Annotated in this window: 22 protein-coding genes and 1 pseudogene; 5 read left to right on the top strand and 18 right to left on the bottom strand. The window is 71.8% G+C overall.

Features of this window, described 5'->3' with window-relative positions; all coding sequences use genetic code 11:
* The first annotated feature begins 31 nt into the window (after positions 1-31).
* Entirely contained in the window at positions 32-2,170 is a 2,139-nt protein-coding gene (locus ACWEFB_RS14415) for an amylo-alpha-1,6-glucosidase (RefSeq protein WP_452285531.1), read from the top strand.
* 100 nt (positions 2,171-2,270) lie between these two features.
* Here ACWEFB_RS14415 and dapB read toward each other — a convergent pair whose 3' ends face one another.
* The 16 genes and pseudogenes from dapB to rimP all read right to left on the bottom strand — a co-directional run bounded on the left by dapB (position 2,271) and on the right by rimP (position 19,682).
* On the bottom strand, positions 2,271-3,032 hold the full coding sequence (gene dapB, locus ACWEFB_RS14410) for a 4-hydroxy-tetrahydrodipicolinate reductase (protein ID WP_452285665.1): 762 nt from the start codon (positions 3,030-3,032) through the stop codon (positions 2,271-2,273).
* A gap of 89 nt (positions 3,033-3,121) precedes the next feature.
* Positions 3,122-4,480 carry a M16 family metallopeptidase gene (locus ACWEFB_RS14405; protein WP_452285663.1) on the bottom strand — a complete coding sequence of 453 codons (1,359 nt, stop codon included), beginning with the start codon at positions 4,478-4,480 and terminating at the stop codon, positions 3,122-3,124.
* A gap of 121 nt (positions 4,481-4,601) precedes the next feature.
* On the bottom strand, positions 4,602-6,956 hold the full coding sequence (locus tag ACWEFB_RS14400) for a polyribonucleotide nucleotidyltransferase (RefSeq protein WP_452285529.1): 2,355 nt from the start codon (positions 6,954-6,956) through the stop codon (positions 4,602-4,604).
* Between the two features lie 283 nt (positions 6,957-7,239).
* Entirely contained in the window at positions 7,240-7,509 is a 270-nt protein-coding gene (gene rpsO, locus ACWEFB_RS14395) for a 30S ribosomal protein S15 (protein ID WP_326560336.1), read from the bottom strand.
* A 146-nt stretch (positions 7,510-7,655) separates the two neighbouring features.
* Entirely contained in the window at positions 7,656-8,600 is a 945-nt protein-coding gene (locus tag ACWEFB_RS14390; RefSeq protein ID WP_452285527.1) for a bifunctional riboflavin kinase/FAD synthetase, read from the bottom strand.
* A 122-nt stretch (positions 8,601-8,722) separates the two neighbouring features.
* Entirely contained in the window at positions 8,723-9,610 is an 888-nt protein-coding gene (gene truB / locus ACWEFB_RS14385; RefSeq protein ID WP_452285525.1) for a tRNA pseudouridine(55) synthase TruB, read from the bottom strand.
* Between the two features lie 208 nt (positions 9,611-9,818).
* Positions 9,819-11,134: pseudogene (locus tag ACWEFB_RS14380) on the bottom strand (MATE family efflux transporter); the annotation flags it as partial.
* Between the two features lie 510 nt (positions 11,135-11,644).
* Positions 11,645-11,863, bottom strand: a complete 219-nt coding sequence (locus ACWEFB_RS14375) for a DUF6186 family protein (protein ID WP_363599072.1) — start codon at positions 11,861-11,863, stop codon at positions 11,645-11,647.
* Positions 11,860-12,267 (bottom strand): hypothetical protein, encoded by a 408-nt coding sequence (locus ACWEFB_RS14370; protein WP_452285523.1) that lies wholly within the window; start codon positions 12,265-12,267, stop codon positions 11,860-11,862. Before ACWEFB_RS14370 ends, ACWEFB_RS14375 begins: the two co-directional genes overlap by 4 nt.
* A gap of 51 nt (positions 12,268-12,318) precedes the next feature.
* Positions 12,319-13,386, bottom strand: a complete 1,068-nt coding sequence (locus tag ACWEFB_RS14365; RefSeq protein ID WP_452285521.1) for a DHH family phosphoesterase — start codon at positions 13,384-13,386, stop codon at positions 12,319-12,321.
* On the bottom strand, positions 13,383-13,874 hold the full coding sequence (gene rbfA, locus ACWEFB_RS14360) for a 30S ribosome-binding factor RbfA (RefSeq protein WP_326560343.1): 492 nt from the start codon (positions 13,872-13,874) through the stop codon (positions 13,383-13,385). Before rbfA ends, ACWEFB_RS14365 begins: the two co-directional genes overlap by 4 nt.
* 175 nt (positions 13,875-14,049) lie before the next feature.
* Positions 14,050-14,343, bottom strand: a complete 294-nt coding sequence (locus ACWEFB_RS14355) for a DUF503 domain-containing protein (protein WP_326560344.1) — start codon at positions 14,341-14,343, stop codon at positions 14,050-14,052.
* A gap of 88 nt (positions 14,344-14,431) precedes the next feature.
* Positions 14,432-17,458, bottom strand: coding sequence for a translation initiation factor IF-2 (gene infB / locus ACWEFB_RS14350; RefSeq protein WP_442792052.1), 3,027 nt, complete (start codon positions 17,456-17,458; stop codon positions 14,432-14,434).
* Between the two features lie 107 nt (positions 17,459-17,565).
* Positions 17,566-17,850 carry a YlxR family protein gene (locus tag ACWEFB_RS14345; protein WP_452285661.1) on the bottom strand — a complete coding sequence of 95 codons (285 nt, stop codon included), beginning with the start codon at positions 17,848-17,850 and terminating at the stop codon, positions 17,566-17,568.
* A gap of 48 nt (positions 17,851-17,898) precedes the next feature.
* Entirely contained in the window at positions 17,899-18,954 is a 1,056-nt protein-coding gene (gene nusA / locus ACWEFB_RS14340; RefSeq protein WP_326560346.1) for a transcription termination factor NusA, read from the bottom strand.
* Entirely contained in the window at positions 18,951-19,682 is a 732-nt protein-coding gene (gene rimP, locus ACWEFB_RS14335; RefSeq protein ID WP_452285518.1) for a ribosome maturation factor RimP, read from the bottom strand. The genes nusA and rimP overlap by 4 nt, the downstream gene beginning before the upstream one ends.
* Before the next feature lie 197 nt (positions 19,683-19,879).
* On the opposite strand from rimP, the gene ACWEFB_RS14330 reads away from it, so the two are divergent.
* The 4 genes from ACWEFB_RS14330 to ACWEFB_RS14315 all read left to right on the top strand — a co-directional run bounded on the left by ACWEFB_RS14330 (position 19,880) and on the right by ACWEFB_RS14315 (position 22,240).
* Positions 19,880-20,398 carry a hypothetical protein gene (locus ACWEFB_RS14330; RefSeq protein ID WP_452285517.1) on the top strand — a complete coding sequence of 173 codons (519 nt, stop codon included), beginning with the start codon at positions 19,880-19,882 and terminating at the stop codon, positions 20,396-20,398.
* 145 nt (positions 20,399-20,543) lie between these two features.
* Positions 20,544-20,966 carry a ferritin-like domain-containing protein gene (locus ACWEFB_RS14325; protein WP_452285515.1) on the top strand — a complete coding sequence of 141 codons (423 nt, stop codon included), beginning with the start codon at positions 20,544-20,546 and terminating at the stop codon, positions 20,964-20,966.
* 127 nt (positions 20,967-21,093) lie between these two features.
* On the top strand, positions 21,094-21,633 hold the full coding sequence (locus ACWEFB_RS14320) for a PadR family transcriptional regulator (RefSeq protein WP_326560350.1): 540 nt from the start codon (positions 21,094-21,096) through the stop codon (positions 21,631-21,633).
* Positions 21,634-21,730: 97 nt separating this feature from the next.
* Positions 21,731-22,240 carry a nitroreductase/quinone reductase family protein gene (locus ACWEFB_RS14315; RefSeq protein WP_452285513.1) on the top strand — a complete coding sequence of 170 codons (510 nt, stop codon included), beginning with the start codon at positions 21,731-21,733 and terminating at the stop codon, positions 22,238-22,240.
* 18 nt (positions 22,241-22,258) lie between these two features.
* On the opposite strand, the gene ACWEFB_RS14310 is transcribed toward ACWEFB_RS14315, so the two are convergent.
* Together ACWEFB_RS14310 and map are read right to left on the bottom strand one after the other, a co-directional pair.
* Positions 22,259-22,975 (bottom strand): VIT1/CCC1 transporter family protein, encoded by a 717-nt coding sequence (locus ACWEFB_RS14310; protein WP_452285511.1) that lies wholly within the window; start codon positions 22,973-22,975, stop codon positions 22,259-22,261.
* Positions 22,972-23,829 (bottom strand): type I methionyl aminopeptidase, encoded by an 858-nt coding sequence (gene map, locus ACWEFB_RS14305; protein WP_326560353.1) that lies wholly within the window; start codon positions 23,827-23,829, stop codon positions 22,972-22,974. The genes ACWEFB_RS14310 and map overlap by 4 nt, the downstream gene beginning before the upstream one ends.
* Between the last annotated feature and the right edge of the window lie 57 nt (positions 23,830-23,886).

Genomic DNA, 23,886 nt, shown 5'->3' with positions numbered 1-23,886 from the left:
CAACGCCCCGCCCCCCGCTCAGGAGCTCCTCGTGACCAACCGCTACCTGCAACCGTTGCTGCACGATCTTGTCGGTGTCGTCCTCGCCCCGACCAGCACACTGAGCGGCCAGGACGGGCAGATCCGGCCGGCCGGCGTACAGGGCGTGTTCCACGCCGACGCCCGGGTGCTGTCCCGCGCCGAACTCCTGGTCGACGGCCGCGAGCCGGAGTCGATCACCCACGGCACCGACGGTCCGCACGGCGCCCGGTTCGTCTCGCTGGCCCGCTGGCTCGGCGACGACACCCCCGACCCGACCGTACGGGTCGACCGGATCCGCCGGATGACCTCGCGCGGGCTGACCGAGGAGATCCACGTCTTCTCCACCGCCACCGCCCCGATCCGCGCCGAGGTCACCCTCGACCTCGGCTGCGACCTGGCCCCGATCGAGGTGGTCAAGTCCGGCGGCGCGACCGTCGACCTCGAAGCCAAGAGCGGCGAACCCGGCCAGCTCACCTGGGCCGGCGACGGCATCACCGTCGTGGTGACCGGCGAACCGGTCGTCGCCGGCGGCACCATCGGCACGGGCGCTGCGGCGGTCACGAACGCCAGCACCGACACCGGCACCGGCGCGGTGACCGCCGTCGCGGGAGACGGCACGGCCCGGCTGGTCTGGCCGGTGGAGCTGGCCCCGCGCACCTCGGCCGTACTGCGGTGGCACCTGGTGGTGGACGACCCGCGCGCCGTGGTTGTCGCACCGCCCGCGGAACCTGCCTGGTCCCGCCCGGAGGTACGGGCCGACGACCGGCGGCTCACCCGGCTGCTCGACCGGTCCCTCGACGATCTGCGCGGACTGCGGCTGGCCGAGGCCGATGCCCCGCAGGACGTCTTCCTCGGCGCCGGGGTCCCCTGGTTCCTCACCCTGTTCGGCCGGGACAGCCTCTGGGCGGCAAGGATGATGCTCCCGCTCGGCACCGACCTGGCCGCCAGCACGCTGCGGGTGCTCGCCCGCCGGCAGGGGACGAAGATCGACCCCGACTCCGGCGAGGCACCCGGCAAGATCATGCACGAGTTGCGCCGGGACGAGTTCACCGTCGCCGGCAACGGCCTGCACCTGCCCGCCGCCTACTACGGCACCGTCGACGCCACCATGCTCTGGGTCAACCTGCTGCACGACGCCTGGCGCTGGGGACTCGCCGACAACGAGGTAGCCGACCTGCTGCCCGTCCTGGAGGCGTCACTCGGTTGGCTCGCCGACCACGCCGACGCCGACGGTGACGGCTTCGTCGAGTACGTCGACACCAGCGGCCGGGGGCTGGCCAACCAGGGATGGAAGGACTCCTTCGACTCGGTCCGGTTCCGGGACGGCTCCCTCGCCCACGCCCCGATCGCCCTCGCCGAGGTGCAGGGTTACGCGTACCAGGCGGCCACCCAGGGGGCGGCCCTGCTCGCCGCCTTCGGCCGGCCCGGCGCGCAACGCTGGCTCGACTACGCCGGTCGGCTCGCCGAACGGTTCCGCAACCAGTTCTGGGTCGACGGCCCCGACGGGCCGTACCCGGCCCTGGCCCTGGACCGGGACAAGCGCCCGGTCGACGCGCTGACCAGCAACATCGGCCACCTGCTCGGCACCGGACTGCTGACGGCGGCCGAGTCGACCCAGGTCGCCGAGGCGATCGCCGGACCCGGCCTGGCCGGCGGGTTCGGGCTGCGGACCATGTCCGCCACCGACGGCGGCTTCAGCCCGCTGTCGTACCACTGCGGCTCGATCTGGTCGCACGACACCGCGATCGTCATCGCCGGACTCGCCCGGGAGGGCTTCACCGCCCCGGCCGCACAGCTCGCCGAGGGGCTGCTCAGCGCCGCCGAGGCGTTCGACTACCGGCTGCCCGAACTGTTCAGCGGCGACGACCGGGCCACCCTGGGCCGGCCGGCGCCGTACCCGGCGGCCTGCCAGCCACAGGCCTGGTCCGCGGCCGCCGCCGTGGTCCTGCTCCAGGCGGCCGTCGGGCTCTACCCGGACGTCCCGGCCGGCACCGTACGCCTCCGTCCGCTGCACGGCGCCCCGCTCGGCGCGGTCAGCGCGCAGCGGCTGCGGGTGGCCGGCGCCCCGGTCGACGTCTCCGTGGACCGGAACGGCGTCGCCACCGTCACCGGACTACCGGCCGGTCTCACCGTGGTCGACGAGCGGTAACACCCACCGGACGACAACGTCCCGGCACCGGATCAACCGGTGCCGGGACGACGTCATGTCCGGGATGCTCAGTTGCCGGGACAAGGGCAACCAGGGATGCTCAGTCGAGCAGGGCGTCCAGGCCGAGGGTGAGACCGGGGCGGCGGGGCACCGAACGGATCGCCAGCAGCACACCGGGCATGAACGACGCCCGGTCGTACGAGTCGTGCCGGATGGTGAGGGTCTCGCCGGTCGTACCGAACAGGACCTCCTGGTGCGCGACCAGGCCGGCGGCGCGGACCGAGTGGACCCGTACGCCGTCGATCTCCGCCCCGCGCGCACCCGGCACCTCGTCCTTGGTCGCGTCCGGTCCGGCCCCCAGACCGGCCTCGGCCCGTGCCTGCGCGATCAACCGCGCAGTGTGGGTGGCCGTGCCGCTGGGCGCGTCGAGCTTCTTCGGGTGGTGCTGCTCGATCACCTCGACCGACTCGAAGAACCGCGCGGCCCGGGCAGCGAACTGCATCATCAGGACCGCACCGATGCCGAAGTTGGGGGCGATCACCACGCCGACGCCCGGCTTGTGCGAGAGCCAGTTGCGCACCCGGTCGAGGCGCTGCTCGGTGAACCCGCTCGTGCCGACCACAACGCTGATGCCCTGCTCGACGCACCAGTGCAGGTTGTCCATCACCACGTCCGGGGTGGTGAAGTCGACCACCACCTCGGCACCCGCGTCCGAGGCGGAGAACAACTGGTCGCCCTGGTCGACCATGGCGACCAGTTCGAGGTCGTCGGCGGCGTCCACCGCCCTGCACACCTCGATGCCCATCCGGCCCCGGGCGCCGAGCACCCCGACCCGCAGCGGCTCCGCCGACGTCTCCGCCAGTGCTTCAAGTCCGTCACTCACGGGGCACAACCTATCCCACCCCGCTCGGAAGGCACCCGCAGACGTCCCAACCGCGGCCGCCGGCACGGTCAGCTCGCGGGAAAGTCGTCCTCGCCGAACGGGCCGACGACCGCGAGCGACATCGGGCGGGCGAGCAGGTCCGCGGCGAGCGCGTTGACCTCCTCGGCCGTGACCGCGTCCACCCGGGCGAGCAACTGGTCGACCGAGAGCAGGTCACCGAAGAGCAGCTCGCCCTTGGCCAGCCGGCTCATCCGGGAACCGGTGTCCTCCAGGCCGAGCACGTACGAGCCCTTCGCCATGCCCTTGCCCCGGGCCAGTTCGCTCGGGCTGATGCCGTTCGCGGCGACCTCGGCCAACTCGGCCCGGACCAGGTTCAGGACCTCCTCGACCTTGCCCGGGGCGCAACCGGCGTAGACGGCGAAGACGCCGCTGTCGGCGTACTGGCTGGCGTAGGAGTAGACCGAGTACGCCAACCCGCGCTGCTCCCGGATCTCCTGGAACAGCCGGCTGGACATGCCGCCGCCGAGCACGTTGTTGAGTACGCCGAGCGCGAACCGCCGGTCGTCGACCCGGCCGATCCCGGCACAGCCGAGGATCACGTGCGCCTGCTCGGTCTCCTTGTGCTCCACCGCCGTACGCCCGACCCTGGTCTTCGCCGCCGGGGCGGCCGGACGCGGCGGCGCCGGGTCGGCGGCCGGGGTGTCCAGCGGGGTGCCGCGCAGCGCCTGGCGGACCAGCTTGACCACGGTCGCGTGGTCGAGGTTGCCGGCGGCGGAGATCACGATGTTCGGCGCGGTGTAGCGCTTCTTGTAGAAGGTCTGGATCTGCCGGCGGGTCATCGGGGAGATGGTCTCCTCGGTACCCGAGATCAGCCGGCCGAGCGGGTGGTCGCCGTAGATGGCGGTGGCGAACAGGTCGTGCACCTCGTCGCCGGGCTCGTCGTCGTGCATGGCGATCTCTTCGAGGATCACCCCGCGTTCGGTCTCCACGTCGGCCGGGTCGAGCACCGAGTCGGCGACCAGGTCGCACATCACGTCGATGGCCAGCGGCAGGTCCTGGTCGAGCACCCGCGCGTAGTAGCAGGTGTACTCCTTGGTGGTGAACGCGTTCGTCTCGCCGCCCACCGCCTCGATCTCGGCCGAGATCTCCAGCGCGTTCCGCTTGTTCGTGCCCTTGAACAGCAGGTGTTCGAGGAAGTGCGAGACACCGGCGGAGGCACCGGTCTCGTCCCGCGAACCGACCGACACCCAGACACCGAACGAGACACTCCGTACGGTCGGGATCGCCTCGGTGAGGATCCGCAGACCGCTGGGCAGGACGGTACGCCGTACGGTGCCGCCGAGCGGATCGGTGCTGAGCGTACGGGTCACCGCCCGGGCCGGCGCCCGGTGTGCACCGGCGGACCGGCCGTGTCCCGGCCGAGTCAGGAGAAATGGTGGTTGCGTATCCCGCTTCAAGGAACCAGGACTCCTAGCTCGGTGGAGATGGACAGGCCGTGTCCCATCGACATGATCGACAGGACACGGCCCGTTTGGTCAACCCTGTGGATCAGCTACGACGGTCCCGGCGACGACGCTCGCCGCCGCCCTCACCGCCACCCTCGCCCTCACCACGGCTCGGGCCACGGTCGCCCCGGTCCCGGTCGCCACGGTCACGCGGGCCACGGTCGCCGCCCCGGCTGGCCGGACGGTCGGCGCCGTCGGCCTCGGCCGGTGCCTCCTCGCCCTCCGGACGCACCTTGTCCAGGTAGATCTTGCCCCGGGCGTCGATGTCGGCGATCGACACCTCGACCCGGTCACCGACGTTCAGGAAGTCCTCGACCCGCTCGACCCGCTTGCCATCGCCGACCTTGGAGATGTGCAGCAGACCGTCCCGGCCGGGCAGCAGCGAGACGAAGGCGCCGAACGGCGCGGTCTTCACCACGGTGCCGAGGAACTTGTCCCCGACCTTCGGCAGCGTCGGGTTGGCGATCGCGTTGATCCGCTCCACCGCGGCCTCGGCCGACGGGCCGTTGGTCGCGCCGACGTAGATCGTGCCGTCGTCCTCGATCGAGATCTCGGCGCCGGTCTCGTCCTGGATCGCGTTGATGGTCTGGCCCTTCGGCCCGATCACCATGCCGATCTTGTCGACCGGGATCCGGACCGTGGTCACCCGCGGGGCGTAGTCCGACATCGTGGCCGGGCCCTCGATCGCCTGCTGCATCACGCCGAGGATCGTGGTACGAGCCTCGTGCGCCTGCTGCAACGCGGCGGCCAGCACGTCCGACGGGATGCCGTCGAGCTTGGTGTCGAGCTGGAGCGCGGTGACGAACTCCGGCGTACCGGCGACCTTGAAGTCCATGTCACCGAACGCGTCCTCGGCACCGAGGATGTCGGTCAGCGTCACGTACTGGGTCTTGCCGTCGACCTCGTCGGAGATCAGACCCATCGCGATGCCGGCAACCGGCGCCTTGAGCGGCACACCGGCGGACAGCAGCGCCAGGGTGGACGCGCAGACCGAACCCATGCTGGTGGAGCCGTTCGAGCCGAGCGCCTCGGAGACCTGCCGGATGGCGTACGGGAACTCCTCCCGCGCCGGCAGCACCGGGATGAGGGCCCGCTCGGCGAGCGCCCCGTGGCCGATCTCGCGGCGCTTCGGCGCACCGACCCGGCCGGTCTCACCGGTCGAGTACGGCGGGAAGTTGTAGTTGTGCATGTAGCGCTTGGACTTCTCCGGGGAGAGGGTGTCCAGCGCCTGCTCCATCCGGAGCATGTTCAGCGTGGTGACGCCGAGGATCTGCGTCTCGCCGCGCTCGAACAGCGCCGAGCCGTGCACCCGCGGGAGCACCTGGATCTCGGCGGTCAGCGGCCGGATGTCGCGCGGGCCACGGCCGTCGATCCGGACCTGGTCCCGCAGGACCCGGGCCCGCATCTCGGACTTGGTCAGCGACCGGAAGGCGGCGCTGACCTCGCGCTCGCGTCCCTCGAAGTCGGTCGCGAGCTGCTCGCGCACCCGGTCCTTGATCAGGTCCAGGGCTTCCTCGCGCTCGGCCTTGCCGGCGATCCGGAGTGCCTCGGCGACGTCGCCACGGGCGATCGCGGCGACCGCTTCGAACGTGTCGTCCTGGTAGTCCAGGAAGAGCGGGAACTCGGCCACCGGCTTCGCCGCGACCTCGGCCAGCGCGCTCTGCGCCCGGCACAGCTCACGGATGGCGGGCTTGGCGGCCTCCAGGCCACCGGCCACGATCTCCTCGGTCGGCGCGGTCGCACCGCCGGCGACCAGGGCCACGGTGTTCGCCGTCGCCTCGGCCTCGACCATCATGATCGCGACGTCGCCGTCCGGCAGGGTCCGACCGGCCACGACCATGTCGAAGGTGGCCCGGGCCAGCTCCTCGTGGGTCGGGAAGGCCACCCACTGGCCGTCCACGTGCGCCATCCGGGTGGCACCGATCGGGCCGGAGAACGGCAGGCCGGACAGCTTGGTGGACATCGACGCGGCGTTGATCGCGACCACGTCGTACGGGTGCTGCGGGTCGAGCGCCAGCACGGTCTCGACGACCTGGACCTCGTTGCGCAGGCCCTTGACGAAGGACGGGCGCAGCGGCCGGTCGATCAGGCGGCAGGTGAGGATCGCGTCCTCGCTCGGGCGCCCCTCGCGGCGGAAGAACGAACCGGGGATCCGGCCCGCGGCGTACATCCGCTCCTCGACGTCGACGGTGAGCGGGAAGAAGTCGAACTGCTCCTTGGGCTGCTTGCCCGCGGTGGTCGTGGAGAGGACCACCGTCTCGCCGAGTTGGGCGATGACGGAGCCGGCGGCCTGGCGGGCCAGGCGGCCGGTGGAGAAGGTGATCTCGCGGGTGCCGAACGCACCGTTGTCGATCACGGCCTTGCTCTGCTCGGTGCCGAGAGTGTTCTGCTCGGTCATGAGTGTGTTGCACTCCTTCGGTCGTGGGGCTCACGACCGCCCTCTGCGCCGGTGGGTTCCGGCGCGCGCCCGGTTGGCACTTGGGGAGCTGTCCGAACGGCCGGTCTTCGATCGAAGCGCCCGGGGTGCCGGCTCGTGCCGGGCGCCCGGGGGCCACTACCGAGGACCGGTGCCGACCTGCTCCCGTTGGGTGGTCGCGCTGGCCCCTGTTATTCGTTGGTGACGGGTCGGGGGAGCGGTCGTCGCCGGGACGAACCCGACGTCGCGCCACTCCCCCGCTCAGTCACCTCCGCAGGCCGAGGCGCTCGATGAGCGTCCGGTAGCGGCTGATGTCCTTCTTCTGCATGTAGTTGAGCAGCCGGCGACGACGGCCGACCAGCAGCAGCAGACCACGACGGCTGTGGTGGTCGTGCTTGTGCACCTTGAGGTGCTCGGTGAGGTCGGCGATGCGCTTGGTGAGGACCGCGACCTGGACCTCCGGCGAACCGGTGTCGCCCTCGGCGGTCGCGTATTCCTGCCGGATCTTGCTCTTTGCTTCCTGATCGAGCGCCATTTTCTCCCTGTTCTGGTGGGTTTCTAGTGAATACCTCGCACCCGCGGCGTCGTGCAGGCGCGCGAGGACCCTCGTCGGTGACCCGACGTCTCCGTCACATTACCAGCCCGGGGTACGTCAACCCCCTGAAGGGCCGGCCGCGCCGCTCAACCGAGCAGCGCACGGACCTGCGCCACGTCCTCGTTGATCTGCGCCACCAGTGGCTCGATGCCGTCGTACTGGCGGGTCTCGCGCAGCCGCTCGACGAAGTCGATCGCCAACCGCTCCCCGTAGAGATCACCGGCGAAGTCGAGCACGTACGCCTCCACCCGGCGCTCCCGGCCGTTGAAGGTCGGGTTGGTGCCGATCGACACCGCCGCCGGCCGTACCTCGGGTGGCTGACCGGCCCGTCCGCCGTGCCGGACCAGCCGGGCGGCGTAGATCCCGTCCGCCGGGACCGCGGCGTACCGGTGGCAGAGCAGGTTCGCGGTCGGGAAGCCGATCTCCCGCCCCCGCTGGTCGCCCCGGACCACCACGCCGTCGAGCCGGTGCGGTCGGCCGAGCGCGGCCGTGGCGGCGGCCATGTCCCCCGCCGCCACACAGGCCCGGATGTACGTCGAGGAGAAGACGGTCTCGTCGCGCGCGACCAGCGGTGCCCCCTCCACGGCGAAGCCGAACGTACGGCCGAGCCGCTCCAGCAGGACCACGTCACCGGCGGCCCGGTGCCCGAAGCGGAAGTTCTCCCCGACCACCACCAGCGCCGCGTGCAGGTTCTCCACCAGGACGTTGTGCACGAACTCCTCGGCGGTCAACCGGGAGAACTCGGGCGTGAACGGCACCACCCAGAGCACGTCGACCCCGAGTTCCTCGATCAGTTCCGCCCGCCGGGTCGGCTCGGTCAGCACCGCCGGGTGGGTGCCCGGCCGGACCACCTCGGACGGGTGCGGGTCGAAGGTGACCACCACCGACTGCATCCCGAGTTCCCGGGCCCGCTTCGCCGCGTACCCGATGATCGCCTGGTGTCCCTGGTGCACCCCGTCGAAGACGCCGATGGTCACCACCGACCGGCCCCACCCGCCCGGCACCCCGTCGTACCCCCGCCAACGCTGCATCCGCGTCCCTTCCGCTCGTCCGCCCCCGGCCCGGCCCGCTTTCCACGACCGGCGCACTGTTCCGGCCCGCAACGCCCGGCCGGGTCCCGCTTCCCCGGTCGGGCCGGGTCCCCTTCTCCTGCTCAGGCCGGGGCGAGCACGATCTCCGCCCGGGCCCGGCCGCCCCGCTCGCTGACGATAGCGATCAGGCCGCCGGCCGGGTCGAACACGGCGTACGGCCCGTCGATGCCGGCCGGTTCCAGCGGGCCACCGTGGGAGAGCACCTTCGCCTCGGCCGCGTCGGCCTGCCGTGAGGTGAAGAACCTCCGGGCCGCCGCCTCGACCGGCAGGTTCACCACGTCCTGCGGCTCCCGCTCGGCCAGCTCGTCCAGGGTCACCGCCTCGGTCAGCTCGAACCCGCCGACGGCGGTACGCCGCAGCGCGGTCAGGTGCCCGCCGACGCCGAGCTCCGCACCGAGGTCCCGGGCGATCGCCCGGATGTACGTCCCGGACGAGCAGGTCACGTCGACGTCGAGATCCACCAGCTCCGGTGTCGGGCGCCGGACCGCCAGCAGGTCGAGCCGGGAGACCGTCACCCGGCGGGCCGCGAGCTGCACCGCCTCGCCGTCCCGCACCCGCTTGTACGCCCGCTGCCCGTCGATCTTGATCGCGCTCACCGCGCTGGGCACCTGGTCGATCTCGCCGGTCAACGGCAGCAGGCCGGCGCGGACCTGTTCGTCGGTGATCCCGCCCGCCGACGCCTCGGTGACCACGTCGCCCTCGGCGTCGTCGGTGATCGTCGACTGCCCGAGTCGGATCGTGGCGGTGTACCGCTTCCCCGCGCCGATCACGTACGTGAGCAGCCGGGTCGCCCGACCGACGCCGATCACCAGCACTCCGGTCGCCATCGGGTCCAGGGTGCCGCCGTGCCCCACCCTCCGGGTCCGGGCGAACCGGCGGATCCGCGCCACCACATCGTGCGACGTCATACCACCGGGCTTGTCCACCACAATCAGACCGTCGACGCTCACAACCGCCAAGCCTGCCAGACGCCCACCCCCGCCCCCGCCCGCCCCACCCCGCCCCACGCCCCCCGCCCCCGAGCAGCCCGACGATCTTGCACTTGTGGCTGTACAGAAATCACCAGAAGTAAGGCATCTTGGGCACCACAACTGCAAGATCCCCGAGCGGGGTGGGGTGGGGGTGGCGGGGACGGGGTGGGGTGGGGTGGGGTGGGGGTTAGCGGGTGGGGCCGGCGACCGCCCAGGCGTCGGTGCGGAGGCGGAGGAGTAGGCCGGCGAGGCGTACTACCAGGAACAGTGCGAGGCCGGCCCAGATGCCGCCGAGTCCCAGGTCGAGGGCGTAGGCGGCCCAGATCGCCGGTAGGAAGGCGCCCACCGCGGCGACGATGGTGAGATCGCGCATGTAGCGCAGGTCGCCCGCGCCGATCAGCACCCCGTCGAGGGCGAACACCACCCCGGCGATCGGTTGCATGCCCACGAACCACGGCCACGCGACCAGCGCCTGATCGCGTACCTGCTGGTCGGCGCTGAACCAGGACGGCACCACCGGAGCACCGGCGGCGACCAGCAGGGCGAAGACGATCCCGCAGGCACCCCCGATCAGGGCGAGCCGCCGGGCCAGCGCCCGGGCGCCGGCCACGTCGCCGGAGCCGAGTGCCGCGCCGATCAGCGACTGGGCGGCGATGGCCAGCGCGTCCAGCACCAGCGCGGTGAAGAACCAGAGTTGCAGGGCGATCTGGTGGGCGGCGACCGACGCGGCACCGAACCGGGCGGCGACGGCGGTCGCGGACAGGAAGCTGGCCTGGAAGGCCGCTCCGCGTACCAGCAGGTCGCGGCTGAGCACGAGCTGGCCGACGATCATCGGTGGCCGGGGGCGCAGCGACACCCGCTCGGCGACCAGGGCGCCGACGAAGAGGATCCCGCCGAGGGTCTGTGCGGTGGCGTTGGCGACCGCGCTGCCGACCAGGCCGAGCCCGGCCGGGTAGACCAGCAGCGGGCAGAGCGCGGCGGAGAGCAGGTTGGGGCCGAGCACGAAGAACAGTGGGCGTCGGGTGTCCTGCACTCCCCGCAGCCAGCCGTTCCCGGCCGCCGCGAGCAGCAGGCCGGGTGCGCCGAGGGCGGCGATCCGCAGCCAGTCGGCGGCGGCACCGGCCACCGCCGGGTCGTCGCCGGCCAGGGTCCGCGCCAGTGGTCCGGCCGCGATCTGGACCACGAGCAGAATGAGTACGCCGGAAGCGAGGGCCAGCCAGGACGCCTGTACGCCCTCCTCCACCGCGGCGGCGCGGTCACCGGCACCGAACCGGCGCGCCGAACGGCCGGTGGTGCCGTACGCGGCGACGGTGCCGAGCCAGACGACCAGGGTCATCACCGTGCCGGCGATGGCCAGCGCGGCGAGCGGCACCCGGCCCAGGTGGCCCACCACGGCGGTGTCCACCAGGACGTACAGCGGCTCGGCGGCGAGCACGATCAGGGCCGGTACGGCCAGCCGGGCGATCCGGCGCGAGGTGATCGGGGGCGGGTGCGGACCGGCGACGGTGGAGTTGCTCATCGCGCCTGATCCTGGCACGGCTCCCGTAAGGACTGCAATGCTCCACGGGACTTACTCAACGGTCCGGATCGCGGAGCGGATGGGCGGCCGACGGCCGAGTGGGTTGATCCTCGGTCGTCAGCCGCGCACCGGTGGTGTCACTGGCGGGTGTCCATCGACGTCTGCAACGCGCGACGGGCCTGCTCGCGAGCCTCGTCGGTGGTCTCCGGCTTGGTCTTGGTGGTGGCCATGGGACGGCTCCTTTTCCAGGGTGCGTCGGCCGCACAGGGACGCGACCGTTCGCGTACGGGTTCTGCTGATCGCCGCCGGCCCGCCCTCCGGGGTCGCCGGACGGGGTCGGTCAGGGCAGCGTGAGCCCGGGTCGGTTGACCCTGGAGGCGCCCGGCACCGGGTGTGGAACCGTGGCACGCATCACAAACCAAGCTATCGTTCAGGTCCACATTCTGTGCACCAATCCCGCGATACGGAACGGTACGGTGCGTTGACCTGCGGGGTCAGCGGGCGAAGAAGTGCCAGCCCAGCCACCACCAGAACCCGAAGAGGCCGATTCGGCCCACCGGGACCGGGCCCACCTCGTACCGCATCACCTGGGCGCAGACGTCACCGAGAGTAGGGATTCGCGAGCCCTCCCGCCGGGCCGCCCACTCGACCACCGCGAACAGGACGAAGGCCAGCAGGAAGCCGCCGATCGCGAGCATCCGGGTCGCGCTCATCGGCGCACCAGCGCCCAGAAGGCCGCCAACCAGCCGAAGTACACGGCTGACCGGGTCAGCTCGTCGGTCAGCAGCGGATCGGCCAGGCGGGAGAAGGTCGGGAAGTCGTCACCGGAACCGAGGGCGAAGGTGGCGCCCTCGAACACCCCGAAGACGGCAACCGGCAGCACCCACCAGATCGTGCCCGGACCCGGCCGGGCGGGCGGCGGGCGACGGGGCACCCGGTTGGTGAGTCCGAGCCAGATCAGCGCTCCCCCGGTGCCCAGGGTGTAGAGGTTCGCGGACAGGGAGAACGACGGTAACTGGCCGCCCACCAATGACAGACAGGCGAGTACGGGGACAGAAACAAGGGGTTTGTCCCAGGGACGCGGCACATCGACGGCTATTTCCGAGGGCTGCTCCATCTTCCGATTGTGCCCGCGGTGCCGGAGTGCCGAAAGTGCATTAACCCCGGACTATCCCCGATCTTCCGGCTCGGCCAGGACCCGCTCCAACTCGGCCCGGATCGCGCCGATCACCTCGGCCCGACCACCGCGACCGGTGAAACCGGCGGCCAGCCGGTGTCCCCCGCCACCGAGCGCCACCGCGACCCGGCTGACGTCCAGGGCACCCTTGCTCCGCATCGACACCGCCCACTCGGCCTCGGCCACCTGCTTGAGCACGCAGCTCACGTCCGCCTCCGCGGTGCAGCGGACCGAGTCGATCAGGGCCTCCAGGACGTACGCCGGCTGTTGGTGCCGGGCCAGGTCGTCCAGGGTCGCGTAGGTCCAGACCAGCCCGTGCCCGGCCGCGGCGGCCGGTTCGAGTTCGGCCCGGGCGAGGACGTCACCGTAGAGCCGGACGGCGCCGAACGGCCTGGTGTCGAAGACCCGACGGGAGATCTCCTCCGGCCGGATCCCGGTGGCCAGCATCCGGGCCGCCATCTCGTGCACAGCCGGGGTGGTCATGGCGAACCGGAACGAACCGGTGTCGGTGGTCAGCGCGACGTAGAGGCACTCGGCGATCTCACGGTCGAGCGGTACGTCCAACCGGTCGAGCAGCCCCTCCACCACCACCGACGTGGCCGCCGCGTACGGGTCGACCAGGTGGATCCGGCCGAACCGGGTGTTCGAGGCGTGGTGGTCGAGGACCACCACCTCGCCGGCCCGGTCCAGACGGTCGACCAGGTCGCCGATCCGGGACACGCTGGCGGCGTCGAAACAGAGCACCAGATCCGGGTCGGTCCAGGTGTCGACGGCCGGTACGAGCAGGTCGAGACCGGGCAGGGCGCCGAACGGCTCGGCCACACCGGGCGGGCCGGGGAAGGTCGCCTGGAGCTGCCGGAAGCCCATCCGGCGCAGGCCGAGGGCGAAGCCGAGCATGCTGCCCAGCGCGTCCCCGTCCGGGTTGACGTGGCAGATCAGCAGCACCCGGGAATCGGGCGAGAGGGCGCGTACGGCACCGACCGCCGCCGCCCAGTCAGCCTCGCTGGGACCGGCGTCGGCCGGCGACTGCGCGAGCGCCGAGCCGGCCGACCCGGTCACCGCCGGTCACCGGCGTCGACCGCCGGATCGTCCGACTCGTCGGCGTCGAGGTCCTCGTCGTCGTCCTCATCCTCGTCGAGCTTGTACGGCTGCGCGTCACCGGCGTACGCGGCGTTGGCCGCCCGCCGCTGCACCTCCTCGTCCGCACTGCGCGCCACGGCGATCAGGTCGTCGATGTGCTTGACCTGGTCCTGCACGTTGTCGAGGACAAATGCCAGGGACGGCGAGTGGCGCAGCCCCAGGGCCTTGCCGACGGTGCTGCGCAGCAGACCCTTGGCGCTCTCCAGCGCAGCGGCGGTGGAGGCCTGTTCGGTGGCATCGCCGAGCACGGTGTAGAAGACCGTGGCTTCCCGCAGATCAGCGGTGATCCGGGCATCGGTGATGGTGATCATGCCGAGCCGAGGATCCTTGATCTGCGTACGCACCACGGAAGCCACCAGCTCCCGGACACGCTCAGCGTGCCGGCGTACCTTGGCCGGGTCCGTCATTTCCGCACCTCCACGGCATTCCTACTTCCGGCGCGGGCCGGTGGTGCGGTGCACCACCGGCGGCCACCGGCCGACTTTTGAACACTACCTGCGAGCCCCCGCGCGGCGCTCCCGGGCGGCGACCCGGCGACGGCACCCACCGGGGCGGTCCCTCGGGTACGGCCGCGCCGGCCCCTCAGTCGTCCTCGCCGTGCAACCTTCTCCGGACCGACAAGAGTTCGAGCTCCGGTCGACCGGCGACCAGGCGCTCGCAGTTGTCGAGCACCTCACCCACGTGACCCGCCTCGGAGGCCACCACCGCGACCGCTATCTGCGCCCGTCCGTGCAGGTCCAGGCCGCCCACCTCGGCGACCGAGACCTCGAACCGGCGCAGTGCCGCCACGACCGGGCGGACATAGGATCGCTTTTCTTTCAGTGACCGGGAATCGCCCGGCAGCAATACGTCGAAAACCGCGGTTCCAGTAAACATCGAGTGGACAATACCGTCCGGACACCCCGCATGATCAAGGGGTTTACGCCCACCGGGCGTAAACCCCTTGATCAGTTGGACCTATTCGTCAGGCGCGGGTCTTCTCCCGCATCTCGAAGGTCTCGATGATGTCGCCAACCTGGACGTTGTTGTAGTTGCCCAGGGTGAGACCGCACTCGAAGCCCTCGCGCACCTCGGTCGCGTCGTCCTTGAACCGCTTGAGCGAGCTGATCGTGAGGTTGTCCGCCACGACCGCCCCGTCGCGCAGCAGGCGGGCCTTGGCATTACGCCGGATGACCCCCGAGCGGACGATACACCCGGAGATGTTACCGATCTTGGAGGACCGGAACACGTCGCGGATCTCCGCGCTGCCGAGCTCGACCTCTTCGTACTCCGGCTTGAGCAGACCCTTGAGCGCCGCGTCGATCTCCTCGATGGCCTGGTAGATCACGGTGTAGTACCGGATCTCCACGCCCTCGCGGTCGGCGATCTCGCGGACCTTGTTCGAGGCCCGTACGTTGAAGCCGATGATCGTCGCCGCCTCGGCCGAAGCACTCGCCAGCATCACGTTGCTTTCCGTGATGGCACCGACGCCACGGTCGAGGATCTTGAGCTGAACCTCCTCGGGGATGTCCAGCTTGAACAGCGCGTCCTCCAGGGCCTCCACGGAACCGGAGACATCGCCCTTGAGGATGAGGTTGAGCGAGGTCTTCTCGCCCTCCTTGATCTGCTCCATGAGCGTCTCAAGAGTGGCCCGACCACGGGAGTTGGCGAAGCTCGCCGCCCGTCGCCGTGCCTGCCGCTGTTCGGCGATCTGCCGCACCGTACGGTCGTCGGCCGCGGCCAGGAACGTGTCCCCGGCGCTGGGCACCGCGGTCAGACCGAGCACCATGACCGGCCGTGCCGGTCCGGCCTCGGCGACCTGGTTGCCGTTCTCGTCCAGCATCGCCCGGACACGTCCGTGCGCTCCACCGGCGACGATCGAGTCACCGGCACGCAGGGTGCCCTTCTGGACCAGCACCGTCGCCACCGCACCGCGACCCTTGTCGAGGTGCGCCTCGACCGCGACACCCTGCGCCGGCCCGTCGATCGGAGCGGTCAGCTCCAGCGACGCGTCGGCGGTCAGGAGGATCGCCTCGAGCAGCTCGTCGATGCCGATGCCGGGCTTGGCCGCGACGTTGACGAACATGGTGTCGCCGCCGTACTCCTCGGCGACCAGGCCGTACTCGGTCAGCTGCTGGCGGACCTTGTCCGGGTTGGCCTCCGGCTTGTCGACCTTGTTCACCGCGACCACGATCGGCACGTCGGCCGCCTTGGCGTGGTTGAGAGCCTCGATCGTCTGCGGCATGACGCCGTCGTCGGCCGCGACCACCAGCACCACGATGTCGGTGACCTGGGCACCACGGGCACGCATGGCGGTGAACGCCTCGTGGCCCGGGGTGTCGATGAAGGTCAGCGCACGCTCGTCGCCGTTGTGCGGAACCCACACCTGGTAGGCACCGATGTGCTGGGTGATGCCACCGGCCTCGCCCGCGACCATGTTGGTCTTGCGGATCGCGTCCAGCAGCTTGGTCTTACCGTGGTCGACGTGACCCATGACGGTCACCACCGGCGGGCGGGTGACCAGCCGGGCGACGTCAACCTCGGCGTCGAGGTCGATGTTGAACTGCGCCAGCAGGGCGCGGTCCTCGTCCTCGGGGCTGACGATCTGCACGTCGAAGCCGAGGTGCTCACCGAGGAGCAACAGGGTCTCGTCCGAGCAGGACTGGGTTGCCGTGACCATCTCGCCCAGGTTGAACATCTCCTGGACCAGCGAGCCGGGGTTGGCGTTGATCCGGTCGGCGAAGTCCGACAGCGAGGCACCGCGCGACAGCCGTACGACCTGGCCCTGACCTCGGGGGGCACCCGAGCTCATGGTCGGCGCGGACAGGTTGTCGAACTCTTGTCTGCGCTGCTTCTTCGACTTGCGACCGCGGGTCGGCTTGCCACCCGGACGCCCGAAGGCACCCGCGGCACCGCCGCCACGGCCACGACCGCCACCACCCGGACGGCCGCCACCGGCGCCCGCGCCGGCCGGCGCGCCGCCACCGGGACCACCACGGTAACCGCCACCACCACCGGGGGCGCCACCGCCGCCACCGGGGCGGAAGCCGCCACCGGCACCGCCGCCACCACCGGGACGGAAGCCACCGCCACCGCCACCGCCACCGGGACCGCCGCGGAAGCCGCCACCGGCACCGCCGCCGCCACCGGGACGACCCGCACCGCCACCGGGACCGCCCGGACGGCCGGGGCCGCCAGCGGGACGACCGGGACGCTGGGTCGGCATCGAAGCCGGGCTGGGCCGAGGCGGCATGGAGGCCGGGCTCGGCCGGGGCGGCATCGACGCCGGGTTGGGCCGGGGTCCGCCGGAAGCGGCCGGACGCTGACCACCCGGGGTGATGCCGAACGGGTTGTTGCCACCGCTACGCGCCGGCGGACGACCGCCGGGGCCGGGCCGACCCGGTGCCGGAGCACCCGGGTTCGCCGGCCGGGCGGCCGGTGAACCCGGACGCGGCGGAACGGCGTTCGGACCCGGACGCGGCCGGGTCTGTGCGCCACCGTCTGCCGGCGGTTCCCGGCGTACGGTGTCGCGCTGCTGCTGACGGGCGGCCTGGGCGGCCTTGACCGCCGCCTCCTGCTCCGCCTTCAGGGCCGAGGCGCGCGCCTCGGCGGCCGCCACCTCGATGTCGTGCGCGCTCGCCGGCTTGGCGGTCGGCGCGGCTGCGGCCGGCTGCGGCGGACCCGGAACCGGGCCCTTCGGCCGGGCCGGAGGCGCCGACGGCGCCGTGGGCCGCCGGGGCGGCATGGGCTTGGCGGACACCCGCGGCTCGCCCGGGGTTGCCCCGGGGGTCGCCGACGGAGTCGCCGGAGGGGCTGGGGTCGCCGGAGCCGCGGGAGCCGCGGGGTTCGACGACGCGACGAACGCGCCGCGCAACCGGCGGGCGACCGGCGCCTCGACGGTGCTCGACGCGGACTTGACGAACTCGCCCATTTCTTTCAGCTTTGCGAGAACGGTCTTACTTTCGACCCCGAGCTCTTTTGCCAGCTCGTGAACGCGGGCCTTGCCTGCCACTGCACTCCTCACTCCGAGGTCGTGCGGGCAGCACCCGCAACAACCTCACTCGTGCACTTGAAGCCTGGTCATTTCTGGGACTTCATCGTGTGCTCATGTCGGTCGTCCTACCTTGCTTGCGACCCTCGCCCGGCCGGATGGCCGGACGTAGTGGTTGACGCATCAATGTGCTCGGCCAGCGCCCCGGTATCTGGAACACCGGGGATACGCAGCGCCCGCCCGAAGGCGCGGCGCCGCAGTGCCAGCGCGAAGCAAGCCGAGTCAAAGTGCAGATGCGCCCCCCGACCCGGCAGTCTGCGGGCCGGATCAGGTCGGAGATTGTAGCCAACCCCGTCGCCGACCGCGACAATCCGCAGCAGATCGACAGCCGAAGCGCGTTTCCGACAGCCCACACAGGTGCGCACCGGCCACACGCGTCGTACCACTGGGAAAGTCTACCCCTACCCGGCCGAGATCGCTCCGCCCGGCTCCGTCACGTGATCAGCGGACCCCCGCGCACCGGTCGGTGCCGGGCTCGCCGCCTGCTCGTTGTCCGGCCGGATGTCGATCCGCCAACCGGTCAGCCGGGCCGCCAGGCGGGCGTTCTGGCCCTCCCGGCCGATCGCCAGCGAGAGCTGGAAGTCCGGCACGGTGACCCGGGCCGCCCGGGTGGCCAGGTCGACCACCTCGACCCGCAGGGCCTTGGCCGGCGACAACGCGTTGCCGACGAAGTTGGCCGGATCGTCGGACCAGTCAATGATGTCGATCTTCTCGCCGTGCAACTCGCTCATCACGGCGCGGACCCGCTGGCCCATCGGCCCGATGCAGGCGCCCTTGGCGTTCACGCCGGGCACCGCCGACCGAACCGCGATCTTCGTACGGTGACCTGCCTCACGTGCGATGGCGGCGATCTCCACCGTGCCGTCGGCGATCTCCGGCACCTCCAGGGCGAAGAGCTTCTTCACCAGGTTGGGGTGCGAACGGGACAGGGTGATCTGCGGTCCCCGGAAGCCCTTGGCCACGTGCACCACCACGCACCGGATCCGCTGGCCGTGACCGTAGATCTCACCCGGCACCTGCTCCGGCGCGGGCAGTACGGCCTCCAGCTTGCCCAGGTCGACGCTGACGATGCCCTTCTCGGCCCGCCCCTCGTGCGCCTGCACCACCCCGGTGACCAGGTCGCCCTCGCGGCCGACGTACTCGCCGAAGTGCACCTCGTCGGTCGCCTCCCGCAGCCGCTGGAGGATCACCTGCTTGGCGGTCATCGCCGCGATCCGGCCGAAGTCGTGCGGGGTGTCGTCCCATTCCCGGCCGACCACGCCCTCGTCGTCGACCTCCTGGGCGTAGACCAGGGCGGCCCCGGTCTTACGGTCGATCTCCACCCGGGCGTGCGTCTCCGAGCCCTCGGTATGCCGGTAAGCGGTCAGCAACGCGGTCTCGATCGCCGCGAGGATCGTGTCGAACGGGATCTCCCGCTCGCGCTCCAGGGCGCGCAGTGCCGCGAGGTCGATGTTCACCTCTCCTCGCCCTCCACATCTTCGTCGTCAGTGTCGTCGATTTCGGGCAGGTCGTCGTCGTGCATGTCGGACTCGTCGTCGATCTCCGCCAGGTCGGAGTCCGCCACCTCGTCGAGCCGGCTGAACTCCACCTGCACCCGACCGGGGCCGAGATCCGCGTAGGCCCACTCCCCGGACGTCCCGTCCAGGTCGAACCGCACCCGTTCGTCGTCGGCGGCGATCACCCGTCCGGTGACCTGCCGCTCGGTGGCCGGGCGGTCGCCGGTCGCCGGATCCGCCGTACGCTGCTCCGGCGCGGACCGGCCGGGACCCTTCGTGGTGACCTTGACCAGTCGACCGACGTTACGCCGCCAGTGCCGGGGCAGGGTCAGCGGGCGGTCCACGCCCGGCGAACTGACCTCGAGCTGGTATTCCCCGGCGATCAGGTCCCCGCCGGTCTCCTCGGCCAGGTCGAGCGCGGCCGAGATGGCGCGGGACACGTCGGCCACCGCGTCGAGGTTGATGCCGCCGTCGCCGTCCACGATGATCCGGACCACGTGCCGTCGGCCGGCGCGGGAGACCGAGATGTCCTCCAGGTCGTACCCCTGCGCGATCACCACCGGCTCGATCACCGCCCGTAGTTGGGCCCGACGAGCCGTAAGATCACCCCGAGGGCGTTCCACGGAGCGCCGCTCACCAGCCCGCGGTCCAGCCGTCGACCGGCTGGTAGCGCGGCCACGCTGCGTCATATCCGCACCCCTTTCCGAATCGTCGGCGGCCCGTGCGGGCAGCCATGCCAGTTCGCCACCGGGCCCAGACGCGCCCGGCGGCTGCGCAGAGCGTAACGCGCGGGCCGACCGGCGAGCCGGGCGGCGCACCGGCGGAGCGTTACGCCCGGTACCGGCCTTGTGGCCGGGGTCCGCGGCCCATGGTGTTGACTTGCCCGGTGCGGACCGCGGAGACCAACCAGAACCATCGCGTACGGGGGCGGTCCCGTCGCGACCTGATCCGGGCGGCCGGCCTGGTGGCACTGACCGCCGGAACGGGGTCACTGACCGCGTGCGGCCTGTTCGGCGACGACCCGGTGCCACCGCCGCCCGACCCGCTCGCCCCCCTGGTGACCAACACCCTCGATCTCGCCGCCCGGTACGACGCCGCCGTGGCGGCCTTTCCCGACCTCGCCGACCGGCTGGCCCCGGTGGCACAGGCGCACCGGGCACACGCGGCGGAACTCGCCCGGGTGACCCGCACCGCCCTGCCCAGCGGCAGCCCGTCGGCCGGCGCCCCGGCGGGCACGGCGACACCCCCCGGCGACTCGAAGAGTGCGTTGGCGATGTTGCGGGCGGCCGAGACCGAGGGCCGGGAGACCATGGCCAAGGCCTGCACCGAGGCCCCGGCCGACCGGGCGGTCCTGCTCGGCACCATCGCCGCGGCACGGGCCACCCACCTGGAGGTCCTCCGGTGAACCGGGCCGAAGGTGCCGTGGCGGGCCGAGCGGAAGGTGCCACGGTGAGCCGGGTGGGCGGCACGGGGACCGGCGGGCCGACACATCGGCCGAACGGGAGCGACCGGACGAGCGGGCCAGCGGTGGTCCGGGCGGGGGTGGACGGATGAGCGGGCCACTGGACGCGGCACTCGCCGCCGAGCACGCGGCGATCTTCGCGTACGGGCCGATCGGGGTGCGACTGACCGGGGCGGCGGCCACCGACGCACGGGCCGCCGAGGCCGCTCACCGGACCCGGCGGGACGCGCTGGTGCTGCTGTTGACCACCGGCGGCGGGACCGCACCCGCGGCGGCGGCCAGTTACGAGTTGCCGTACCCGGTCACGGATCCGGCGTCGGCGCTGCGGCTGGCGATCGAGATCGAGGAACGTACCGGCGCGGTCTGGCGGGCGGCGCTCGCCACCACCACCGGTGTCGAACGTGGGCGGGCGCTGGACGCGCTGACCGACTGCGCCGTACGGGCCACCCGGTGGCGGCGCACCGCGGGCGTCACTCCCGCCACGGTGGCATTCCCCGGTCGACCGGCCTAGGACCACCGTCGGGGATCACCGGACCGCGGTCGCGACCAGGCCGTGAACGGGCCGGCGGTGGGCGGGTCGGCCGAGTGGATCGTCAGCGAGTTGCGGGCGGGATACCCGGTATACATACTCGGTAGCCGTGTCCATCCGCTACGGCCTGCTCGCCCTGCTCGAACGCGGGCCGATGTACGGCTACCAGCTCCGATCCGCCTTCGAGGAGTCGATCGGCGCTACCTGGCCGCTCAACATCGGGCAGGTCTACACCACCCTCGGCCGCCTCGTCCGGGACGAGTTGGTCGAATCGTTGCCGGAGCACGACGCCGGGCAGCGACCGTACCGGATCACCGAGGCCGGACGGGCGGACCTGGCCGGGTGGTTCGGTACGGCGCTGCGCCGTACCGACCGGCCCCGGGACGAGTTGACGATCAAGCTGGCGCTGGCGCTGGCCACACCGGGCGTCGACATCGACGCGGTGGTGAACACCCAGCGGGTGGCGAGCAGGCAGGCGCTGCAGGAGTTCGTCCGGCGCAAGATCCGCGACACCGACGCCGACAACGTCTCCGGGCGGCTGGTGCTGGACGCGATGATCTTCCAGACCGAGGCGGAGATCCGCTGGCTGGACCACTGCCTGGAGACCCTGGGCCGGGGCGGCACGCGGCCGGTAGCCGAGCAGCCGTAGGGGTTCCGGTCCGGGAATCGACGCCGGGCGCCCACCGGCACCGGATCCGCCACCGTCGGGGGCTTTTCTTTTTCCCGGAAACCGACACACTGTGTCGATGTCCGCACTCGGTACGCTCGCCCGCCGGTTCAGCCACCGACGGTGGTTCGCCCGGACGGTCCGGTTCGTCGTCCCGGTCGACCGGGTGATCGGTCGCCTGACCAGGGGACGGGTGGTCGCGCTCGGGATCGCCCCGTCGCTGATCATCACGACCACCGGCCGCCGCTCGGGACAGCCCCGCAGCAACCCCCTGCTCTTCGTACGCGACGGCGACGCGTACGTGGTGATCGCCTCGAACTGGGGCCAGGCCCAGCACCCGGCCTGGTCGCTGAACCTGCTCGCCGACCCGAGCGCCACGGTCACCCTCGACGGGGCCCGGCGCCCGGTCCGGGCCACCCTGGCGGAGGGTGCGCAGCGGGAACGGCTGTGGCAACTGCTGCTGACGGAGTGGCCGGCGTACCAGACCTATGTGGAGCGGGCCGGCGGCCGGGACCTGCGGATCTTCCGGCTGGCCCCGGACGGCCCCGCCACCGCAGCCGACTCGGGTCCACCCGACCCGCGGCCCTGAGCCCGGACCGGTCCGGGCTCAGCCGAGCGGGCCGCCGAGGCCGATCAACCGCCCCACCAGGTACGTCACCACGGCCGCCGCCATACCCAGCAGCAGTTGCCGGGTGCCGCTGATCCACCACGGCCGGCCGGTGAACCGGGCCACCAGCGCACCGGCCACGAACAGGCCCAGCGCGCCGACGCCCAACGCCAGCCAGAGGTTGGTGAAGCCGACCAGGTAGGTCAGCAGGGGCACCAGGGCGCCGATGGAGAAGCAGACCGTCGACAGGATCGCGGCCGTCCAGGGGCTCGGCTGCTCGTCCGGATCGACCCCGAGTTCCTCGCGTACGTGCACCCGCAGCGCCTCTTCGGGGTTGCTCCGCAGCGCCGAGGCGACCTGTTCGGCGAGATGACGGGGCAGCCCGCGCTGCACCCAGGCGTCGGCCAGTTCCTGCGCCTCGGCCTCCGGGTGCCGCTCCAGCTCACGACGCTCCTTGGCCACCTCGGCGGCCAACTGCTCGTTCTGGGAGCGGACGCTGGTGTACTCGCCGAGTCCCATCGAGATCGCTCCGGCGACGAGGCCGGCGACGCCGGTCAGCACGATGGTGCGCGGCGCGATGCCGCCCCCACCGACGCCGGCGATCAGGGCGATGTTGGTGACCAGTCCGTCCATCGCACCGAAGACGGCGGGGCGCAGCCAGCCACCGGAGACGTCGGCGTGATGGTCCTCTCGTACCGCTGCCGGGGTTTCGGTCATGGCAGGGTGAGGATCTCGTGACCGTCCTCGGTCACCAGGATCGTGTGCTCGAACTGGGCGGTCCACCGCCGGTCCTTGGTCACCACGGTCCAGCCGTCGGCCCACATGTCGTACTCGTGGGTGCCGAGGGTGATCATCGGCTCGATGGTGAAGGTCATCCCCGGTTCCATCACGTCGGTGGGCCGGGGGCTGTCGTAGTGCGGGACGTACAGCCCGCTGTGGAAGGTCTCGCCGATGCCGTGGCCGGTGAAGTCGCGTACCACCCCGTAGCCGAACCGGCGGGCGTACGACTCGATCACCCGGCCGATGACGTTGATCTGCCGACCCGGGGCGACCGCCCGGATGCCCCGCATCATGGCCTCGTGGGTCCGCTCCACCAGCAGCCGGTTCGGCTCGGCCACCTCGCCCACGCAGAACGTGGCGTCGGTGTCGCCGTGCACCCCGTCGATGAAGGCGGTGACGTCGACGTTGATGATGTCGCCGTCCTCCAACACGGTGGTGTCCGGGATGCCGTGGCAGATGACCTCGTTCAGGCTGGTGCAGCACGACTTGGGGAAGCCCCGGTAGCCCAGGGTCGACGGGTACGCGCCCTGGTCGACCAGGAACTCGTGCACCACCCGGTCGATCTCGTCCGTGGTGACCCCCGGCTTGCAGTGCTCACCCGCGAGCTGCGTGGCCTGCGCGGCGATCCGCCCGGCGACCCGCATCTTCTCGATCGTCTCGGCCGTCTGCACGTGGGATCCGCGCCACTGGGCGGGCCGCTTCTTGCCGACGTACTCCGGTCGGGCGATCTGGGGCGGCACCGGCCGCCACGGGGACAGCGTGCCTGGGGTGAGTGGCGCACGGACGTTCATGCCATCCAGCCTATCGCCGGGGGTGCGGGCGCTCACCGCGCCGTGACTCCCGCCACG

Source organism: Micromonospora sp. NPDC004704, assembly GCF_053601675.1.
This window is presented reverse-complemented; position numbering and strand designations above follow the sequence as displayed.

Bases quoted from the DNA above. Each gene is read 5' to 3' on its own strand.
- ACWEFB_RS14370 (WP_452285523.1), bottom strand. From the start codon at position 12,267: ATGGAGCAGCCCTCGGAAATAGCCGTCGATGTGCCGCGTCCCTGGGAC.
- ACWEFB_RS14375 (WP_363599072.1), bottom strand. From the start codon at position 11,863: ATGAGCGCGACCCGGATGCTCGCGATCGGCGGCTTCCTGCTGGCCTTC.
- ACWEFB_RS14355 (WP_326560344.1), bottom strand. From the start codon at position 14,343: ATGTTTACTGGAACCGCGGTTTTCGACGTATTGCTGCCGGGCGATTCC.
- rbfA (WP_326560343.1), bottom strand. From the start codon at position 13,874: ATGACGGACCCGGCCAAGGTACGCCGGCACGCTGAGCGTGTCCGGGAG.
- rpsO (WP_326560336.1), bottom strand. From the start codon at position 7,509: ATGGCGCTCGATCAGGAAGCAAAGAGCAAGATCCGGCAGGAATACGCG.
- ACWEFB_RS14390 (WP_452285527.1), bottom strand. From the start codon at position 8,600: ATGCAGCGTTGGCGGGGGTACGACGGGGTGCCGGGCGGGTGGGGCCGG.
- ACWEFB_RS14315 (WP_452285513.1), top strand. From the start codon at position 21,731: ATGTCCGCACTCGGTACGCTCGCCCGCCGGTTCAGCCACCGACGGTGG.
- ACWEFB_RS14400 (WP_452285529.1), bottom strand. From the start codon at position 6,956: ATGACCGAGCAGAACACTCTCGGCACCGAGCAGAGCAAGGCCGTGATC.
- ACWEFB_RS14325 (WP_452285515.1), top strand. From the start codon at position 20,544: ATGAGCGGGCCACTGGACGCGGCACTCGCCGCCGAGCACGCGGCGATC.
- ACWEFB_RS14310 (WP_452285511.1), bottom strand. From the start codon at position 22,975: ATGACCGAAACCCCGGCAGCGGTACGAGAGGACCATCACGCCGACGTC.
- rimP (WP_452285518.1), bottom strand. From the start codon at position 19,682: ATGACGCAGCGTGGCCGCGCTACCAGCCGGTCGACGGCTGGACCGCGG.
- map (WP_326560353.1), bottom strand. From the start codon at position 23,829: ATGAACGTCCGTGCGCCACTCACCCCAGGCACGCTGTCCCCGTGGCGG.